We start from the raw sequence: 16,643 nt of genomic DNA on the forward strand, positions 1-16,643 counted from the left end.
AAAAAGGCTACTAAACAGCATAAGTCAATGAAGATATTCACTCTCTTTGAATTGAATAGCTCTATTCGAAGAGCCTTTGACCACCATTTCAATGGGATGTATTGGGTTAAAGGAGAGGTTAGTGGGCTTATGCGTTCGGCAACGGTACAGAGTTGCTACTTCGATCTTATAGAAAAGGAAGAGGGTTCTCCCCGTATCAAAGCTAAAGCCTCTGCAGTCATTTGGTCTTCCATAGCCTCCCAGCTTATACAAAAGTTTGAACAAGCTACGCAACAGCGTTTTCAGAGCGGATTGAGCGTACTACTACTCGTTAAGTTGCGTTTTCATGAACAGTATGGGTTCTCTCTCGATGTACTCGACATAGACCCTTCACATACCTTAGGTGGTATGGCTCTCAAACGATTAGAGACCATAAAACGTCTAAAGGTAGAGGGGTTACTCTCCCGACAAAAGAACTTACAACTACCTTTGCTTATCCGTCATATTGCAATTATTAGTTCTCCTTCGGCAGCAGGATATGGCGACTTTTGCCGTCATATTGTAGATAATCGCTACGAGTACCCTTTTCTATACCAGCTCTACCCTGCCACTATGCAGGGGGAGAATACGGAACGCTCTATTATTGAAGCCTTACAGCGTATCGTAGCCTCTGGTGTCCCCTATGATGCGGTTATCATAATCCGTGGCGGAGGTGCGGTGAGCGACCTCGTAGCTTCGATGGTTACGAACTTTGTGCCTCGGTGGCACGCTTCCCACTACCTGTTATTACAGGCATTGGACACGAGAGAGATCAAAGTGTACTCGATATGGTAGCCCACTTGGCTCAAAAGACACCTACTGCTGTGGCAGACTTTTTGGTACATAGGCGCAAAGCAGAGAGCGATAGAGTAGAAACCCTCTGCGAGCAACTCCGTAGGGCTGTGGGCGTAATGGTAGATATTAACGCGCGTTACTTGGACCGCTTACTGCTAAAACTACCCCAAGTAGTACATCATGTTACACGAAGAGAGGAACTCAATGTACAACAACTGGAGCAAAAACTCTTTCGAGAAATAGGATATAGCCTCACCCATCAACACAACAAATTATCGCTTGTAGAGCAACAACTTTCGCTCCAAACACATCGACTCAGAGAGCAAAAATACTCCGAACTACAACGTCTGAGTGATAAAATCGGCTACCTCATCCCAATAAAACTATCGGAAGAAAAGCAACGCTTGGCACATCTCGAGGCCATACACTCGTTATTAAGTCCACAAAGCACTCTCAAAAGAGGGTATAGCATTGTGCGTACTCGAGGAAAAAGCCTCTCCTCTGCCTATAACGTACAGCAAGGAGAGTCCCTTGATATTATCCTCTATCAAGGTCGTCTTGAAGCCATGGTAACAAAAACAACCCTCCCAGAAAATTCTGAAAGTTGATAAAAGGGAATAAACTCTATTGACGGTCTCTATTTAGTGCTTAGTTTGCTTAGTCTTACGCTTCTTGTCCGACCAATAAAGGATTACGATAAGCACTACAAAAGAGAGCAGCATAAGCCCCATTTCCAAGAGATAATCTAAGGGATGTACCCAAATCTCCTTAAATAAGTCCCAACGTCCGAGTATTTCCACAAAATTCCAAAAAATAATTACCGTTGGTATAGCATAGCGAATAGCTGCTCCCATATCTTGGATACGTATCAGTCGCATGAAAAGATAGAGCGACCAAACGAGAGACCCAAAAGCTACAATATAAGTAACAGGATGCCTATCGCCCAAAAAGGCTTGGTCATAAACATAGAGCAAGAGGAGGTAAAAAGTCCACAGAAGGATATTTAACTCCATGAACGTAACAATAGATTTGTTTTGCAACGATGGAGTAAAAGAGGATCTCCCTTCTTTGCGTACAATGCGACGCTGTATCCAATTCAAAAAAGTACATCCTGTACGAGAGTTAAAAAGATAGCCCATCATAGTCATAGCCCAGAAGCCTATGCTTGAAGGCATCAATAGGTATTCGGGCTTGGTCACAATCTCTCCTCCCTCCATTAAAGGCTCTATACCATAGCGACGAGCTATGTAAACGTAGCCAAACTCTATCCATCCTGTCCAAAAGAGCAACCCTCCAATGAAGCCAAGTAGGGTTTGCGGTCCCGTCTTCTTTATATAAAAACCTATCAATGTTACAATCAAACCTATAAGTCCCATTATAAAGGCTGCGATGAAGAGCTGGTCATCTCCGAAAAGATGTTCGCAGACAATCATCAAGGCATGCCCCAAAGGCATACTAAAGAGTACTATCAAAAAAGCCCATACTCCGTGCAAATTGAATCTTTTTGTATTGCTTTCCATTTGTTTTTACGAATCACTTTATTTTTTTATCTCCGCAAAAATAGTATCTAATTGTATTATTTCCCTGTTTTTGAATACGATTATGTTTTATTGTCCTCCTTGTCATTGCTTTTCTATTTCCCTAAAACGAAGGCGCAAACCTCTGTGCTACGCTACAAATAGGTTGATTGTAAAACAATTATCTAATAAAGCCAAACATACCCCTCTTCATATATCAATAAAAATAGGTACATTTGTCCCGATTTATACCCTACATAACAGGGACTTAATCTATACACCAAGTAATTAATAAGGATAATTGATAGAAAAATATGACAGATAAGGTAAGTTATGCATTGGGCTTGAGCATCGGCTCTAATCTCAAAGGAACAGGAGTAAATAACCTCGTAGCAGAAGACTTTTTGGCAGGTATGAAATGTATTTTCGAAGCCACGACTCCTGCTATTTCCCACGAAGAGGCACAGGCTGTTTTAGGAGCTTTTTTTGAAGACCTCCAGAACAAAATAAAAGATGCCAATCTTGATGCTGGACGCAAATATATGGAAGAAAACAAGGCTAAACCGGGTGTAATTACCTTAGAGAATGGTCTACAATACGAAATACTCAAAGAGGGTAACGGACCTAAGCCTGTAAAAACCGACACCGTAACCGTACATTATGAGGGAACTCTTATAAACGGAGCTGTTTTTGACAGTTCTATCAAGCGTGGAGAGCCTGCCTCTTTCCCTCTCACAGGAGTTATTTCTGGTTGGACAGAGATACTTCAACTCATGCCTGTAGGCTCTAAGTGGCGTGTAACAATACCTTCCAATATGGCCTATGGTGAGCGTGGAGCAGGTCAGATGATTGAACCCAATGCGACCCTTGTATTCGAAATCGAACTTTTGGCCATTGAAGACCAACGATAAGACTTTTAAGAAAACAATATCAGTTATGCGTTTTAAGAAATATTTTTCCTATCTGCTATTGGCTTTCCTTCCTTGTACAGCAATAGCACAAGAGGTGGTAACAACAGAAAAACAGGAGAGTAATCCAACGGAGCAACTTGATGCAGGTAGGGCAAGTTATGCCATAGGTGTCTCTATGGGATATATGATACTACAAAACTTGGCACAATTACCTGGTGGTCAGAATATCGACCAAAAAGAAGTTTTGAGAGGAGTATCCGACCTACTTGAGCAGAAAGCAACCCTCTCTCCCGAAGAGGCTGGTATAGCCATACGCGATTACTTTGACGGCATACAAAAGAAAGAAAACGAAGCTAATCGTGTGGCAGGAGAGACTTTCTTGGCAGAGAATGCAAAGAAAAAAGGAGTACAAACCACCAATAGTGGACTTCAATACAAGATTATAAAGAAAGGTAAAGGCATCAAGCCTACCGTTGAAGATACAGTAATGGTACATTATAGAGGTAAGTTGCTTGATGGTACAGTTTTCGATAGCTCATACGAACGCGGTGAACCCATCAAATTTAACCCTCTACAAGTAATCCCTGGGTGGACCGAGGGGTTATGCCTTTTACCCAAAGGGACCAAGGCAGAGCTTTACATCCCTCACAACTTAGCCTATGGTGAGCGTGGTGCAGGACGTAATATCCCCCCATTCTCTGCTCTGATTTTTGAAATCGAGATGATTGATGTCATCAAAGGAAAGCCCCTTCCCATAGCCACAGATGCCCCAATATCTGAGAGCAAGGAAAAGGCTTCTACTGCAGACAAGAACGCTAAGAAATAAACCAAATAAAATAAACAGAATAGACAATGAAAAAACTTCTTTATGCTACCCTTGCGGCAGCAACGATATTTGGAGCCTTCTCTTGCAATAGTGCTTCCAATACAGAGAAAGACCCTGCCAATGATAGCTTGGCTATGGCCCGCGGTTATGTAATGGGTACTCAGATGGGACAACAGCTTATGTACTCGGCTATGCAGGGTCAAGCCATCGACACTACCCTCTTCCTCCAAGGATTCAAAGATGGTGTAGCCAAGGCTTCTGACTCTACAAAGTTCTCTTACTTTGCTGGAGCTATTACAGGTCATCAGATGGGAACTTCTTTGGTAGAGGACAAAATTGACCAGAAGCTCTTCTTGAAGTACTTCGAAGCTGCTTTGATGGGCGATACAACCTCTATAAAGTGGGCTTCCGAAGATGCAATGACTTACCTCAACGAGGCAGAGCAAAAGTTTGAAGAGAAGAAACTCGAAACCAAATTTGGTAAGAATAAAACCGAAGGAGCAGAGTACCTCGCTAAGTTTGCCAAAGAAGAAGGCGTTCAAAAAACAGAGAGTGGTTTGGCTTACAAGGTAATGACTCCTGGTACAGGGGCTACTCCTACTACTACTGATCGTGTTAAGGTGCACTATAAGGGTACTCTTATCAACGGCGAAGAGTTCGATAAGAGTGGTGAAGAACCTGTAGAGTTTGGTGTAACACAAGTAATTTCTGGATGGACTGAAATGCTCCAGATGATGAAAGAGGGTGAAACCGTTAAGGTGGTTATTCCTCAAGAATTGGCTTATGGTAAACGTCAAACAGGCAATATCGAGCCTTTCTCTACACTGGTATTCGAGATTACATTGGTAGAGGTAGTTAAGTAAAACAACAAGTATCTACAATAACTTCTCCCAATGCTTCCAAGGCTTGAGAGAGTTGTTATGAAAGTCTTTAAAGGGTATGCGTATCATGAATGGTACGTGTACTCTTTTATTTTTGAAACTTGAGCCAAGGATTTCAAGAAGATAATTAAGACTGGATACTGAAATACAATGTGCTCGAGACGATACTTAACCATCTACAAAAAGAAAGGGCTGAGAGCTTTCCTCCCACCCCTTCAAGGTTGCATTCGGCAAATATGTCTCTACATTAAGATAGTGTTACAGCCCCGACTTCAAGGCTGAACATATATGGTAGCTTCTTTAGTATTGCTATTGAGATGGATCTCCTTGGCTTTTTTTACGTTCTCTACAAGCTCTCTCTCTGGTTCCAAATCTACATCATAATGTTTGCGAGAGTATTTATAAACAGAACCCGTAACAAGGTCTACTGCCCAGCCTATAAGTCCCGTGGTATTTAATACAGAAACAATGTTAAACTCTCTATCAAGAGTAACCACTTTGGTACGGTAGCCGTCTAAAACGAACTCTACCTCTTTGCGATTTATTGAACGATCTATGTGCTCGCTGCAAGGTGTTTCGCAAAGTTCGATACCATCCAAAAAGACCTTGGCTCCAGAAGGATTGGACTTAAAGGTTATACGATCCTCTGTTCCTGTAAAGATGGTAGCACAGCTACTAAAGAGTAGAGCAGAGGCAAGCGCAAAAGGCAAAATCTTCTTCATAAATACTTTTTTGTTTAATGTGTTGATACTATTGGTTACAATTGGCAGAGAGTTAGAGGCTACTCTGCCTTTTACTGTTGCAAATATATACTTTTTGCTTAAATGTTGCTACAAGGCTTTTTTTCAACTTTCTCGTTGTATAGAAACGGAATGAAATAAAACCTACTTTTCTTTTACTATGCTATTAAAGAGAGTAGTCAATACTTGGGGTATGTAACCTCTGCTCTACATATGTCTCTATAAAGAGGATAGCAGAGGTGCATTTTAGTTATTTGGGGCAATAAGGTATCTTTGCACACGTTTATTGTACAGGAGACTTCCTCACACGTACTTATCCTAAGTTCAATGGTTACTACAGATAGAGCTACTAACAGCTTGCGTAATGCTCGCTATGCCATAACTTTTTATATGCTGGGGCAAGTGGTAGCCCTCTTTTTTCGTCGCTACTTTATACAAGAGTTAGGCGATGCCCTTCTCGGACTAAATACCACCTTGGTGAGTTTCTTAGGTTTCCTCAATATGGCGGAATTAGGACTTGCTACTGCTATCGCCTTTGCCCTCTATGCTCCATTGGCAAAAGGAGACCAAAAAGCAGTGCAGGAAATCATCTCAATACAAGCATGGTTTTATCGTTGGGTTGTTCTCTTCATTCTAATAGGGTCTGGAGTATTGCTTCTCTTTTTTCCTCGCATCTTTGCAGAGAGTGGCATCCCTATGTGGTATGCCTATGCCACTTATGGAGTATTGCTCCTTAATGCGCTGTGGAGCTATCTGTTCAACTATCGGCAGATTATATTCTCTTCGGATCAAAGAGAGTATAAAATCACTTTCGCTGCTCAGTTTCCCAAACTTATTAAACAGATACTTCAAGTATTTGCCATTCTCTACCTGCCTCAACCCTATATTTGGTGGTTGGGATTAGAGGCTCTTTTTGGGGTCTTGAGTGCGTTACTTATTGAATGGATGATACACCGAAATTACCCTTGGCTCAAAGCAAGTGCATCTTTGGGGGGAGGGTCCGCAAAGAATATAGCGGTATACTCCGCCATACTGGTCAAGTAATTTATCACAAAGTAGGGTGTTTTGTGCTACAACAAAGTACTCCTCTTGTACTTCTCTTCATATTTAAAGCCCGGGAGGCTCTACCCATTGTAACCATATACCAAAACTATCTTTTTCTACAAGCGGGTATTATGGGGATTTTTAGTTCCATTTTCAACGGGCTGACAGCGAGTGTGGGCAACCTTATTTTGGAGGGCAATCATGAAAGGGTAGCGAGCTTTTTCGCCATCTTTATGCCCTGCGCCTTTGGCTCTCTGTAGTAGCTGCTTTTTCGCTTCTATACTATTCTAAAGCATTTATGATACTTTGGGTAGGAGGAGAACGATACTTCTCTCAAATTGATTTGATACTTTTTGTTCTCTGTCTTCTGCTCCAAATCACCCGACTTCCTGACCAGTTTCTTGCAGCCTATGGTATGTTTCAAGATATAGCAGCACCTATGGTCGAGGCTGCTCTCAACTTAGGACTATCCATTCTGTTGGGTCTCTATTTCGGGATAACGGGGGTGCTTTTAGGTATTGCGATAAGTCTTCTCATTGTGGTACATGGTTGGAAGCCTTATTTCCTATATTCTCGGGCTTTCAGGACTCCTGTTCTCCCCTTTTTCCTTCAGCAAGCCAAAGCATTAGTACTACTTCTATTGCCATTATACCTTTTCAGTTATATGCCCGAATGGTTTAGACCTGAGCGGACAGGACTTGTAGATTTGCTTCTCTCGGGTATGAGTGGAACAGCTATCTTTGCAGCAGTATCTGCCCTGTTATTGTACCTCTTCCATTCAGATTTCAGAGAGGGACTATTGATGTTACTCAGGAAAGTGAAGTTGGTTCGTACTCATTCTTAGGAGATATTATTAGACAATGGACTCATTCCCTTTAGTATCCGTTCTTATTCCCATCTATGGAGTCGAACAGTATGTTGAGGCATCGCTACGCTCGGTACTTCAACAAGAATATCCTAATTTAGAGGTTATTTTGGTAGACGACTATTCGCCCGACCAAAGTGTACCCTTAGCACAAAAGGTTATTGAGCGGGAGAACAATCGCAACCATACTATCCAATGGGTGCATCATAAGGTCAATCAGGGGTTAGCTGTGGCACGTCTTTCGGCTCTTCAAGAGGCCAAAGGTGAGTTTCTACTCTTTTTAGATAGTGATGACTATTGGAATACCCCTTCCATGGTAGGGGAGATAATAGCACAAATGATTGAAAAGAGTGCCGACCTTGCGCTATTCAACTACACGGAGCAACGGAGCAAGACTACCCGTAAGGTTAAGGTTTTGGAGACAGAAGTACCTTTGCAACAGACCATAGCTTGTCTCAAAGGAGAAACTCCCTCCTTTCTTTGGAATAAATGCTTCCGAAGAGATCTTTTTCTGTCTGTATCTGCCGTGTGGCTACCTACTTGCAATCTTTGGGAAGATATGCACAATGTACCCCTATACATCTTTCATACAGAACGCATAATTTATATAGACCAATACTATCTGACCTATCGCAGGTTGCCTAATTCGGTAAGTAATCAACTCTCACCGATAGCCAGAGCCTCCGTTTGGACCATACATCAAGATTTGGTACAGCGCTTCTCTGCTTTGGAATATAAAGATGAGTCTACCTGTCAAGCCTTATCGGAAGCTCTCGAAGTGAATGCCCTTCTAACCCATATGATACGACTCAAAACAAATTCTTTCAGAGAGTACAAAGAGATTGCTCAAGAGCGCACCGATTGGAAATGCGTTATATCCTCTCGTAGGGGATGGAGTGCGCGATGGGATGCTGGGGTACTATTCTTAAATCGTATCGGTTGCTATTGCTTAGGGTTTCGTCTCTTTCGTCTTAAAACTCGCCTTATTAGAATGATTTTATAACCTCCCATTATGGCAACACCTTTCCCTCTCGTATCGGTTTTAATCCCTGTTTATGGAGTAGAACTCTATATCGAGGAGTGCTTGCGCTCTGTGCTACGGCAGACTTATACCCCGTTGGAAATTATTTTGGTGGATGATGCTTCGCCCGACCAAAGTATCGAGTTAGCAGAAAGAGTCATTGCTCAGGACAATAGGTATCGTCATCAGGTACATATCGTACGGCATGAAAAAAACTTAGGTATAGTGGGAGCTCGCATTACAGCTCTAAAAAAAGCACAAGGAGAATTACTCTTCTTTTTGGATAGTGATGACTATTTCCTCTCTCCCTATGCCATTGAAAAAAGTGTGGAGTGTATGCTACGAGAGCAAGCTGATATGCTCATCTTTAACTACACTGAACTTTTCAAAAAGAGTCAGCGAAGAAGTACATTACCTCGAATATACGATTCGAAGAAGTTGGTCTATGCTCTCTTAGAGGGCACTACTCCAGCTTACTTTTGGAATAAGGTTTTTCGTCGAGATTTATTCTTAGAAAAAGCGAACTTTTTCCAGATGGGCAACAACATGTGGGAGGATATGCAAAATGTGGTACTTTATAGCTTAGTCACGCAACGAATAGTCTACTTAGAAGATAATTTCGTGGCTTATCGTCGTACCAACGAACGTTCCGTAACGCTGGACTTCTCTTCCAACAATATTTTATCGATGCGTCGAGTCGTTATATTTCTCTCTGAACATTTCAAAAAGCACTATACAGGCAACGAACTCGAATACCTTAACGAAGGTCTCAACAAAGCATCAAGTGTGGTAGACTTAGTGGTCCTGTGTAGTAGCAATTATCAGGGGATGCGCAAAGCCCTTACCGCATACCCCTCTCTACATACCTATGCTCAAGAAGTAGGAGGTGTAGGGGGTAAAATACTACGTCTTGCCTTGCTTTTTTACAGGAAGCGGATGCCTCATATAGCCTATGCTCTGCTACGCTTAAAAGCCTCATTACGACACCTTCGATAAATCTCTGTATGCCTTCCTATTCGATATTACTCTATTCTATATTCTTCGTTTCGACGATTATCCTCCTTTGGCACATTGCCCGAGATGAATATGGACGTCGCGTGCCCCTTTTTCTATTGGGTGTTGTCTTGGTGCTTTTCTCGGCTTTTCGTTACAATGTAGGGCGAGACTACTCCATATATATGCGAGCTTACACCCGATATTACTCATACGACTCAGAGCATATGGAGGGAGTTTGGAATCTATTCAAAGCACTATTGAACTTCTTTGAATTCGAGTTCCCTATGTGGACATTCCTTGTAGCGATTATATTCATTGTTATAGTATTCAGAGCCTTCCGACAGCAAAGCTACAACTTGGCACTTGCTCTGTTCGTATTTATCTTTATGTATCGTCTCTATTTTGAGTCGTTCAATATGGTGCGCCAAACAATGGCAGAGGCTGTTTGCCTTTTTGTAATACCTTACTTACAGAAAAAACGCTACATCCCAGCTCTCTTCCTTCTCATAGGAGCACTTTTGATACACAAGTCCGCTTTCATAATGGTAGCCATTACACCACTTCTTTTCATTCGCTATTCTCGTTATTTGGCAGGTGGAGTACTGCTTCTCTCGCTAACAGTTTTTCCTCTTCTCTTCAAGACTATACTCATTGCCCTTATACCTTATATGCCATTCGATACCTTTTATATCGAAACTATGTATGAAACCCAAGAGGGTAATGGTTCGGGGATAGGCTTTATTATCAATACTCTTTTGGCTTTCTATCTACTCTACCGACAGAAAGATTTGACTCAAAGAGATCCCCGTCTACTTCCTTACATAAACACGTGGCTCTTCGTATGTTTGATTAGCAACTCTTTCTCTTTCTTCCAAGTGGCAGACCGCTTGATGTACTATCCGCTGATGTTCTTCCCTTTATTGATATCCAATGTTAGCGTTCGGGGCAGTCATCGAGACCGAGTAGTATTCTTTCTCTTTATGGTCTTCCAAATAATGATTACGATAAAAACAATCGCAGATCCTCGGGAGACATTCCACAACTACAAGATTATTTTGAAGGACAAAGATGCTCCGAGCGACTTTTGGGTGGGCGAAAATCACACTACCAACTATTTCCTTATAGATGGAAATAGCCTCCTTTCGGTTGCAAAAAAACATGTGTAGAATGAAACAGAATGAGCCAAACGAACGTCCTTTGGTGTCGCTATTGATACCAATCTATGGTGTGGAGAACTATATTGAAGAGTGTTTACACTCCGTTTTACGGCAAACCTATACGCCCTTAGAAATTATTCTGGTAGACGATTGTTCGCCCGACAGGAGTGTTGAACGAGCAAAAAGGCTCATTGCTCAAGAAAATAAGCACAATCATCAGATACATCTCCTTCGCCACGAAAAAAACTTAGGTATAGCGGGAGCTCGCATTACAGCTCTAAAAAAAGCACAGGGAGAACTACTCTTCTTTTTAGATAGCGACGATTATTTTCTCTCCCCCTATGCCATTGAAAAAAGTGTGGAGTGTATGCTACGAGAGCAAGCCGATATGCTCATCTTCAACTATACCGAGCTTTTCAAAAAGAGTCGGCGAAGAAGTACATTACCTCGAATATACGATTCGAAAGAATTGGTTCATGCCCTTTTGGAGGGAGCTACTCCAGCTTACTTTTGGAACAAGGTCTTTCGTCGAAATCTCTTCCTAGAAAAAGCGAACTTCTTCCAGTTGGGCAACAATATGTGGGAGGATATGCAAAACGTAGTGCCTTATAGTTTGTCGGTGCAACGAATAGCTACATAGAGGAGAGTTTCGTAGCCTATCGCCGTACCAACGAACGCTCTGTAACATTAGACCCTTCGCATAAAAATGTAACCTCTATGAAAAAGGTGATAGGCTTCTTGGAAAATCTTTTTATAGAGCGCTTGGGAGAGGAGCAAGCTCAGACCTTTGCGGCCAGTTTTGCCGCAGCCTATCACACGATTGATATAGGAGTATTGTGCAATGCTTCGTACCAGGACTTTTCTACTCTAATACGTAACAACCCTGAGTTGCATGCTCATATCCGTCGGATGCCACGAATGAGTGGGTATTTCCTGCGTTGGGCACTTCTTTGCCACCAGCTTCATCTAACCCCTCTCTCCTTCCTTGTGGTGCGTAGCAAAGAATTCCTACAAAAAAGGCGATAGTCATAAAAACTATCGCCATCTTTTTATCTTTTCCTTTTGTTCGATTTTCAATCTAAATCCTTAGGTAGTTGTTCGTAAAAAACATCTATAAAAGTGACAAAGGAGCTTCTTGGGCAGGAGGCGTGGAGGCACTCGTAAAAGGATATTGCGCCAACACTCATAACGATTGATAAAGCCGATTTCAACGAACTTCTCCTGCAATTTTATTTCACTACAAATATACTTCCATCCCTTACGTCTTTGGTAGGTATTCTCGTCCATTCTAAAGCAGAGGAGCGACTCTGGCAGAGAATGAAAGCGCGCTCCGCTAACAATCATCCTTGCCCATAAAAAGTAATCCTCAAAGAGATAAAGATGCTGGTAGCTGCCTGCCTTATGATGGCACTTTTTCGGAAGACTACCGAGGGGTGATTTACGGGACAACGACGTTTGGCATAACGTACCAAGGCCTCATGTGTCTCGGGAAGGGTGCGTCTTGATAGTACCTTGTTGGGAGTATCTCGAAACTCATCAATCGTGCAGTTGAGCAAATCAATTTCAGGGTGCTTATATATGTAGTTGATTTGTCGCTCGAAACGATGGGGATAGGCTATATCATCGGCATCCATACGGGCTATAAGTTCGTATCTACAATGACGAAGACCTTCGTTCAAGGCTTTTCCTAATCCTCCGTTTTGAGGTAAACGAACTACCTTTAGCAGGTCAGGATAGAGTTCTTGATACTCTTCTATAATAGTGTCAAGAGCATCGGTAAGAGGGCCATCGCATACCAAAACTACCTCGGGAGGCATAAGTGTCTGCTGAAAAATGCTCTTTATACTCTCTCGAAAGTGTCCTGGCTCCTCCCCATGGTATATAGACATGAGTACGCTAAACCCTCTATCAAGATCTGGCGCCTCACGCAACGTTTCCACAGGAGCCATTTTTGTGCCCTTTGATGATGTGTTGTGGTGTGTCACGACTATCGTATAACTTTTTTAAGTAACGCAAAGTTATACCTTTTTATTATGGTTTCTGTTTTTTTTGCTCTTAATCTGTTAGATAGACGTTACTGGAGGAGGAGAATGAGCCTTGCTTTCTATGAGGAGAAATTTTTAGTAAGTTTGTTTCTATGAAACAGATAGAAGAGATTTCGGAGTTTCGCTCCTCTCCCGAACTTATTGAAAAGCTCCACAAACACAGTATCGCCAAGAGCTATGAAGCGGGTAGCGTTATCCTCAATGAAAATGCACATATCCGCTTTATCCCAATAGTGGTCAAAGGGGTGATGAAAGTATTCCGTACCGAAGAAGATGGCAGAGAGATTTTACTCTACTACATTAAAGCAGGCGAGAGTTGCATTATGTCCTTTTTGGGTGGATTACACAATGAAACCAGTAAAGTGCGCGTAGAAATCGAAGAAGATGCCGAAATACTTTTCCTTCCCGTCGATAAAGCATCGCTCTTTATGAAAGAGCATCCTGAGTGGGTAAACTATATCTTTCGATCGTATCACAAAAGGTTTGAAGAACTATTAGAAACCATCAACGCCATAGCCTTTAAGAAAATGGACGAAAGGCTCTTGGTACTCATCCAAAAGAAGGCTGAACTCATCGAAAACAACACCATCGTTATAACGCACGAACAGCTCGCCAGTGAGTTAGGCACTGCCAGAGCCGTTGTATCACGCTTGCTCAAACAACTCGAAGAGGCGGGGATAGTACGCTTAGGGCGCAATAAAATCACTCTTATGTAACCAAAGTAGCAGTATAAAGCTCTCTCTATAGCGACCTTTGCTCTGTTGATTGAAAATAGAGACTTTATGCATATCGTTGGTTACTTAGCATCTGTTTTAATAGGCCTGTCGCTCGGAATTATCGGTGGTGGGGGGAGCATTCTTACCGTACCTGTATTGGTTTATTTATTGGGGGTAGACCCTTTGCTCGGCACTGCTTATTCTCTCTTTATCGTTGGCATAACAAGTGCAGTAGGGAGTTACTCCTATTTTCGTCAATCATGGGTGGACCTCCCCACGGTGCTACTCTTCGGACCTCCCTCTATCCTCGCAGTGTTTCTTACCAGAGCCTATTTAGTGCCAGCCATTCCGCCCACTATTCTAACTATTGGTAATCTTACCATAGATCGGAGTATGCTGTTGATGCTACTCTTTGCCGTACTGATGTTGCTGGCCTCTATCAGTATGATAAAGCCTTCTAAGGAAAGCGATAAAAAAACAGCTACGACCTTACAAACCTCCAAGGGGAGATACCTTTTTATCTTTTTAGAGGGAGCTATTGTGGGCACGCTTACAGGTCTGGTAGGGGCAGGTGGCGGTTTTCTTATTATTCCAGCATTAGTACTCTTCGGTGGGCTTTCTATGAAGAAAGCTATCGGCACTTCTCTCGTAATTATAGCTGCTAAATCTCTCTTGGGATTCTTGGGCGAACAAAACCTTGCCAACCTTGATTGGCAATTACTCCTGACGGTAACTACGCTCTCTATGGTTGGTATTTTAATCGGCACTCGACTTTCGCAGTACCTCGATGGAGAGAAGCTCAAGCCAGTTTTCGGCTGGTTTGTCTTCGTTATGGGAGTTTACATCATTTTCAAAGAGATATTCCTATAAACACCACTCCCAAGGGTATTACAAAAAGTCTACGATTAGAGAGAAAGCAGAGGGTTAATGCTTTGGGTTGAAACCCTCTGTACAAACTTGCAAAAGGATTAAGGGTTAGCCTCAAAAGGTATAACCCTTTTTTATTCAAAATACAGAGGAACATAACAACATAAAAGAAAGAAAATTGCAGATACTACGCTTATGTGACTAAAGTAACTGTACGAGATGAAAAATAGCCTCATCTTTGTCTCTGTAAAATGAACGCTAATGCAAGCCATAGTATGAAAATAGAACAGATTTACACAGGTTGCCTTGCTCAAGGTGCCTATTATATCGTATCGAAAGGAGAGGCAGCTATCATAGACCCTCTACGTGAGATTGGACCCTATGTAGAGCGTCTCCAACGAGATGGTGTACAACTCAAATATATCTTAGAGACTCATTTCCATGCCGACTTTGTGAGCGGGCACCTCGATTTGAGTCGTGCCACAGGAGCTCAGATTATCTATGGACCCACAGCTCAACCACAATTTGATGCGATTGTAGCAGAAGATAACCAAACCTTTCCCTTAGGAGCAGTGCAGATAAAAGTACTCCACACCCCTGGGCACACGTTGGAAAGTTCCTGTTTCCTTCTCATTGATGAAGAGGGTAAAGAGACTGCTCTCTTTAGTGGAGATACGCTTTTCTTAGGCGATGTGGGTCGCCCCGACTTGGCACAAAAGGCGGCTAATATGACACAAGAGGAATTGGCGGGTTTACTTTACGATAGCTATACAACAAAATACTTCCTCTTTCGGATGAAATCATCGTATATCCCGCCCATGGAGCAGGTTCGGCTTGTGGCAAAAATATGATGCAAGAGACGATAGATAGCCTTGGTAATCAGAAAAAGGTTAATTATGCTCTGAACCAACCTTCCAAGGAAGCCTTCATCGATTCTGTAACGGAGGGGTTACTTCCTCCGCCGGGGTATTTCGGAGGCAATGTAGCGATGAACAAACAGGGGTATGATAGCTTTGAAAATGTCTTAGAGCGAGGGCTCTCGGCTCTATCTCCCAATGACTTTGAAACTCTTGCAGAGAGTGCTGGTGCTCTCGTTTTAGACACAAGAGCTGCAGGGGAGTTTGCCCAAGGATTTATCCCCCGCTCCATAAACATCGGTCTTGATGGAGATTTTGCCCCTTGGGTGGGGGCTATGATTGTAGATGTTAAGCAGCCCCTACTACTCGTTACAGAGCCAGGCAAGGAAGAGGATGCCATTACGCGCTTAAGTCGTGTAGGTTTTGACCATGTTTTGGGCTATTTACAGGGAGGGTTTGAGGTATGGAGAGCCTCCGGTAAAGAAGTAGACCATGTAGAGCGCATCTCGGCAGAGCAGTTAGCAGAGCGTTTCCCTCTCAAAGAAAGCATCGTAATTGATGTTCGCAAGGAGAATGAATATGCTGCCGAGCACGTGGAAGACGCCTACAGTCGTCCGCTGGCTTACATCAATGAGTGGATACAGAAACTCCCTAAAGAGCAACACTTCTACCTGCACTGTGCAGGAGGCTATCGTAGTATGATTGCCGCAAGTATCCTTTTGGCACGAGGTTATCGTAACTTCACAGACGTAGAGGGAGGCTTCGCAAGCATTGCACAAACCTCAATTCCTAAAACAGATTTTGTATGTCCCAGCAAAGTATCAAAAAAATAATTTCATATTCAATACCAGTAATCATTATACTCGTTATGTTCGGATTATTCAAAAACCTTTTCTCTCAGACTGACGATAAAGCCTTGGCAGAAGCTATACGCGAAGGAGCATTCCTTGTAGATGTGCGTACTCCAGGAGAGTTTGCTTCGGGTAGTGTCAAAGGCGCAGTAAACATTCCCTTAGACCAAATCGAAAGACGGATTGACGAATTCAAAGAGAAGAAAACCATCATCGTATTTTGTCGCAGTGGCGGTAGAAGCAGTCAGTCTAAGAGCATTCTTGAGCGTCATGGCTTTACCAACGTCCTCAATGGGGGTACATGGGACCACGTAGCTTCACTAAAAGAAAATTTATAAAAGGGTATTTTTAAGCTTCAAAAACCACCTTTAGAGCTTCGACTTCTAAGGGTGGTTTCTTTTTTTACTGTTGGACGGCATGATGATTACAGCTTGCTACGAAGCTTTGCAAAAAGTCGGTATAGAGGTTCCCATTGTATGAAATAAGAACATAGTTTGGCGATACCGAGAGACAAGGAGAGGTATTAGAAGACGTTG

Annotated in this window: 20 protein-coding genes and 1 pseudogene; 17 read left to right on the plus strand and 4 right to left on the minus strand. The window is 42.5% G+C overall.

What is annotated here, in order from left to right; translation table 11 throughout:
• Positions 1-27 precede the first annotated feature (27 nt).
• A pseudogene (gene xseA / locus JCM15907_RS13410) lies at positions 28-1,421 on the plus strand (exodeoxyribonuclease VII large subunit).
• Between the two features lie 33 nt (positions 1,422-1,454).
• On the opposite strand, the gene JCM15907_RS06415 reads toward xseA, so the two are convergent.
• A complete protein-coding gene (locus JCM15907_RS06415; RefSeq protein WP_025843176.1) occupies positions 1,455-2,333 on the minus strand; it encodes a hypothetical protein in 879 nt (292 codons plus the stop codon).
• A 311-nt stretch (positions 2,334-2,644) separates the two neighbouring features.
• On the opposite strand from JCM15907_RS06415, the gene bamJ (JCM15907_RS06420) reads away from it, so the two are divergent.
• Genes bamJ (JCM15907_RS06420) through bamJ (JCM15907_RS06430) form a run of 3 tightly spaced genes read left to right on the plus strand, consistent with a single transcriptional unit; the run spans position 2,645 to position 4,930 of the window.
• Positions 2,645-3,241, plus strand: a complete 597-nt coding sequence (gene bamJ, locus JCM15907_RS06420; RefSeq protein ID WP_025843177.1) for a BamJ family beta-barrel-assembly machinery protein — start codon at positions 2,645-2,647, stop codon at positions 3,239-3,241.
• A 25-nt stretch (positions 3,242-3,266) separates the two neighbouring features.
• Entirely contained in the window at positions 3,267-4,067 is an 801-nt protein-coding gene (gene bamJ, locus JCM15907_RS11160) for a BamJ family beta-barrel-assembly machinery protein (RefSeq protein WP_025843178.1), read from the plus strand.
• 26 nt (positions 4,068-4,093) lie between these two features.
• On the plus strand, positions 4,094-4,930 hold the full coding sequence (gene bamJ / locus JCM15907_RS06430; RefSeq protein WP_025843179.1) for a BamJ family beta-barrel-assembly machinery protein: 837 nt from the start codon (positions 4,094-4,096) through the stop codon (positions 4,928-4,930).
• Between the two features lie 290 nt (positions 4,931-5,220).
• Here bamJ (JCM15907_RS06430) and JCM15907_RS06435 read toward each other — a convergent pair whose 3' ends face one another.
• A complete protein-coding gene (locus JCM15907_RS06435) occupies positions 5,221-5,670 on the minus strand; it encodes a PEGA domain-containing protein (protein WP_025843180.1) in 450 nt (149 codons plus the stop codon).
• A 345-nt stretch (positions 5,671-6,015) separates the two neighbouring features.
• On the opposite strand from JCM15907_RS06435, the gene JCM15907_RS12335 reads away from it, so the two are divergent.
• The 8 genes from JCM15907_RS12335 to JCM15907_RS06465 all read left to right on the plus strand — a co-directional run bounded on the left by JCM15907_RS12335 (position 6,016) and on the right by JCM15907_RS06465 (position 11,797).
• The gene (locus JCM15907_RS12335) at positions 6,016-6,732 is read left to right on the plus strand and encodes a hypothetical protein (RefSeq protein WP_051522422.1); all 717 of its coding nucleotides are present in this window, start codon (positions 6,016-6,018) and stop codon (positions 6,730-6,732) included.
• Positions 6,733-6,755: 23 nt separating this feature from the next.
• On the plus strand, positions 6,756-6,992 hold the full coding sequence (locus tag JCM15907_RS12340; protein WP_051522423.1) for a hypothetical protein: 237 nt from the start codon (positions 6,756-6,758) through the stop codon (positions 6,990-6,992).
• 38 nt (positions 6,993-7,030) lie between these two features.
• The gene (locus JCM15907_RS12345) at positions 7,031-7,576 is read left to right on the plus strand and encodes a hypothetical protein (RefSeq protein WP_051522424.1); all 546 of its coding nucleotides are present in this window, start codon (positions 7,031-7,033) and stop codon (positions 7,574-7,576) included.
• 16 nt (positions 7,577-7,592) lie between these two features.
• Positions 7,593-8,600: a glycosyltransferase family 2 protein gene (locus JCM15907_RS12350; protein WP_025843181.1), complete on the plus strand. Its 1,008-nt coding sequence runs from the start codon at positions 7,593-7,595 to the stop codon at positions 8,598-8,600.
• 9 nt (positions 8,601-8,609) lie between these two features.
• A complete protein-coding gene (locus JCM15907_RS12355) occupies positions 8,610-9,614 on the plus strand; it encodes a glycosyltransferase family 2 protein (RefSeq protein WP_025843182.1) in 1,005 nt (334 codons plus the stop codon).
• An 8-nt stretch (positions 9,615-9,622) separates the two neighbouring features.
• Complete coding sequence (locus JCM15907_RS06455; RefSeq protein ID WP_025843183.1) at positions 9,623-10,780, plus strand: EpsG family protein; 1,158 nt, start codon at positions 9,623-9,625, stop codon at positions 10,778-10,780.
• 1 nt (position 10,781) lies between these two features.
• Positions 10,782-11,411, plus strand: a complete 630-nt coding sequence (locus JCM15907_RS06460) for a glycosyltransferase family 2 protein (RefSeq protein WP_025843184.1) — start codon at positions 10,782-10,784, stop codon at positions 11,409-11,411.
• Positions 11,412-11,488: 77 nt separating this feature from the next.
• A complete protein-coding gene (locus JCM15907_RS06465; RefSeq protein WP_025843185.1) occupies positions 11,489-11,797 on the plus strand; it encodes a hypothetical protein in 309 nt (102 codons plus the stop codon).
• Between the two features lie 60 nt (positions 11,798-11,857).
• Here JCM15907_RS06465 and JCM15907_RS13415 read toward each other — a convergent pair whose 3' ends face one another.
• Positions 11,858-12,115 carry a hypothetical protein gene (locus JCM15907_RS13415; protein ID WP_242396838.1) on the minus strand — a complete coding sequence of 86 codons (258 nt, stop codon included), beginning with the start codon at positions 12,113-12,115 and terminating at the stop codon, positions 11,858-11,860.
• Positions 12,112-12,720 (minus strand): glycosyltransferase, encoded by a 609-nt coding sequence (locus JCM15907_RS11180; RefSeq protein ID WP_242396840.1) that lies wholly within the window; start codon positions 12,718-12,720, stop codon positions 12,112-12,114. Before JCM15907_RS11180 ends, JCM15907_RS13415 begins: the two co-directional genes overlap by 4 nt.
• A 188-nt stretch (positions 12,721-12,908) precedes the next feature.
• On the opposite strand from JCM15907_RS11180, the gene JCM15907_RS06475 reads away from it, so the two are divergent.
• The 5 genes from JCM15907_RS06475 (at position 12,909) to JCM15907_RS06490 (ending at position 16,445) form a co-directional block, all read left to right on the plus strand.
• Positions 12,909-13,532: a Crp/Fnr family transcriptional regulator gene (locus JCM15907_RS06475; RefSeq protein ID WP_025843186.1), complete on the plus strand. Its 624-nt coding sequence runs from the start codon at positions 12,909-12,911 to the stop codon at positions 13,530-13,532.
• A gap of 45 nt (positions 13,533-13,577) precedes the next feature.
• On the plus strand, positions 13,578-14,402 hold the full coding sequence (locus tag JCM15907_RS06480) for a sulfite exporter TauE/SafE family protein (RefSeq protein WP_242396842.1): 825 nt from the start codon (positions 13,578-13,580) through the stop codon (positions 14,400-14,402).
• A 272-nt stretch (positions 14,403-14,674) separates the two neighbouring features.
• On the plus strand, positions 14,675-15,250 hold the full coding sequence (locus tag JCM15907_RS13420; RefSeq protein WP_242396843.1) for an MBL fold metallo-hydrolase: 576 nt from the start codon (positions 14,675-14,677) through the stop codon (positions 15,248-15,250).
• Positions 15,247-16,089, plus strand: coding sequence for a rhodanese-like domain-containing protein (locus tag JCM15907_RS13425; RefSeq protein WP_242396846.1), 843 nt, complete (start codon positions 15,247-15,249; stop codon positions 16,087-16,089). The genes JCM15907_RS13420 and JCM15907_RS13425 overlap by 4 nt, the downstream gene beginning before the upstream one ends.
• A gap of 35 nt (positions 16,090-16,124) precedes the next feature.
• Positions 16,125-16,445: a rhodanese-like domain-containing protein gene (locus JCM15907_RS06490; protein WP_025843188.1), complete on the plus strand. Its 321-nt coding sequence runs from the start codon at positions 16,125-16,127 to the stop codon at positions 16,443-16,445.
• The last annotated feature ends 198 nt before the right edge of the window (positions 16,446-16,643 follow it).

Source organism: Porphyromonas gingivicanis JCM 15907 (genome assembly GCF_000614585.1).
Taxonomy (GTDB): domain Bacteria; phylum Bacteroidota; class Bacteroidia; order Bacteroidales; family Porphyromonadaceae; genus Porphyromonas; species Porphyromonas gingivicanis.

What these genes read in the sequence shown, in the direction of transcription:
- bamJ (WP_025843179.1), top strand. Translation starts at nt 4,094, where the DNA reads ATGAAAAAACTTCTTTATGCTACCCTTGCGGCAGCAACGATATTTGGA.
- JCM15907_RS13425 (WP_242396846.1), top strand. Translation starts at nt 15,247, where the DNA reads ATGATGCAAGAGACGATAGATAGCCTTGGTAATCAGAAAAAGGTTAAT.
- JCM15907_RS06460 (WP_025843184.1), top strand. Translation starts at nt 10,782, where the DNA reads ATGAAACAGAATGAGCCAAACGAACGTCCTTTGGTGTCGCTATTGATA.
- JCM15907_RS11180 (WP_242396840.1), bottom strand. Translation starts at nt 12,720, where the DNA reads ATGGCTCCTGTGGAAACGTTGCGTGAGGCGCCAGATCTTGATAGAGGG.
- JCM15907_RS06435 (WP_025843180.1), bottom strand. Translation starts at nt 5,670, where the DNA reads ATGAAGAAGATTTTGCCTTTTGCGCTTGCCTCTGCTCTACTCTTTAGT.
- JCM15907_RS06490 (WP_025843188.1), top strand. Translation starts at nt 16,125, where the DNA reads ATGTTCGGATTATTCAAAAACCTTTTCTCTCAGACTGACGATAAAGCC.
- JCM15907_RS13415 (WP_242396838.1), bottom strand. Translation starts at nt 12,115, where the DNA reads ATGATTGTTAGCGGAGCGCGCTTTCATTCTCTGCCAGAGTCGCTCCTC.
- JCM15907_RS12345 (WP_051522424.1), top strand. Translation starts at nt 7,031, where the DNA reads ATGATACTTTGGGTAGGAGGAGAACGATACTTCTCTCAAATTGATTTG.
- JCM15907_RS06455 (WP_025843183.1), top strand. Translation starts at nt 9,623, where the DNA reads ATGCCTTCCTATTCGATATTACTCTATTCTATATTCTTCGTTTCGACG.
- JCM15907_RS12335 (WP_051522422.1), top strand. Translation starts at nt 6,016, where the DNA reads ATGGTTACTACAGATAGAGCTACTAACAGCTTGCGTAATGCTCGCTAT.
- JCM15907_RS06475 (WP_025843186.1), top strand. Translation starts at nt 12,909, where the DNA reads ATGAAACAGATAGAAGAGATTTCGGAGTTTCGCTCCTCTCCCGAACTT.
- bamJ (WP_025843178.1), top strand. Translation starts at nt 3,267, where the DNA reads ATGCGTTTTAAGAAATATTTTTCCTATCTGCTATTGGCTTTCCTTCCT.
- JCM15907_RS12355 (WP_025843182.1), top strand. Translation starts at nt 8,610, where the DNA reads ATGGCAACACCTTTCCCTCTCGTATCGGTTTTAATCCCTGTTTATGGA.
- bamJ (WP_025843177.1), top strand. Translation starts at nt 2,645, where the DNA reads ATGACAGATAAGGTAAGTTATGCATTGGGCTTGAGCATCGGCTCTAAT.
- JCM15907_RS13420 (WP_242396843.1), top strand. Translation starts at nt 14,675, where the DNA reads ATGAAAATAGAACAGATTTACACAGGTTGCCTTGCTCAAGGTGCCTAT.
- JCM15907_RS06415 (WP_025843176.1), bottom strand. Translation starts at nt 2,333, where the DNA reads ATGGAAAGCAATACAAAAAGATTCAATTTGCACGGAGTATGGGCTTTT.
- JCM15907_RS06465 (WP_025843185.1), top strand. Translation starts at nt 11,489, where the DNA reads ATGAAAAAGGTGATAGGCTTCTTGGAAAATCTTTTTATAGAGCGCTTG.
- JCM15907_RS12350 (WP_025843181.1), top strand. Translation starts at nt 7,593, where the DNA reads ATGGACTCATTCCCTTTAGTATCCGTTCTTATTCCCATCTATGGAGTC.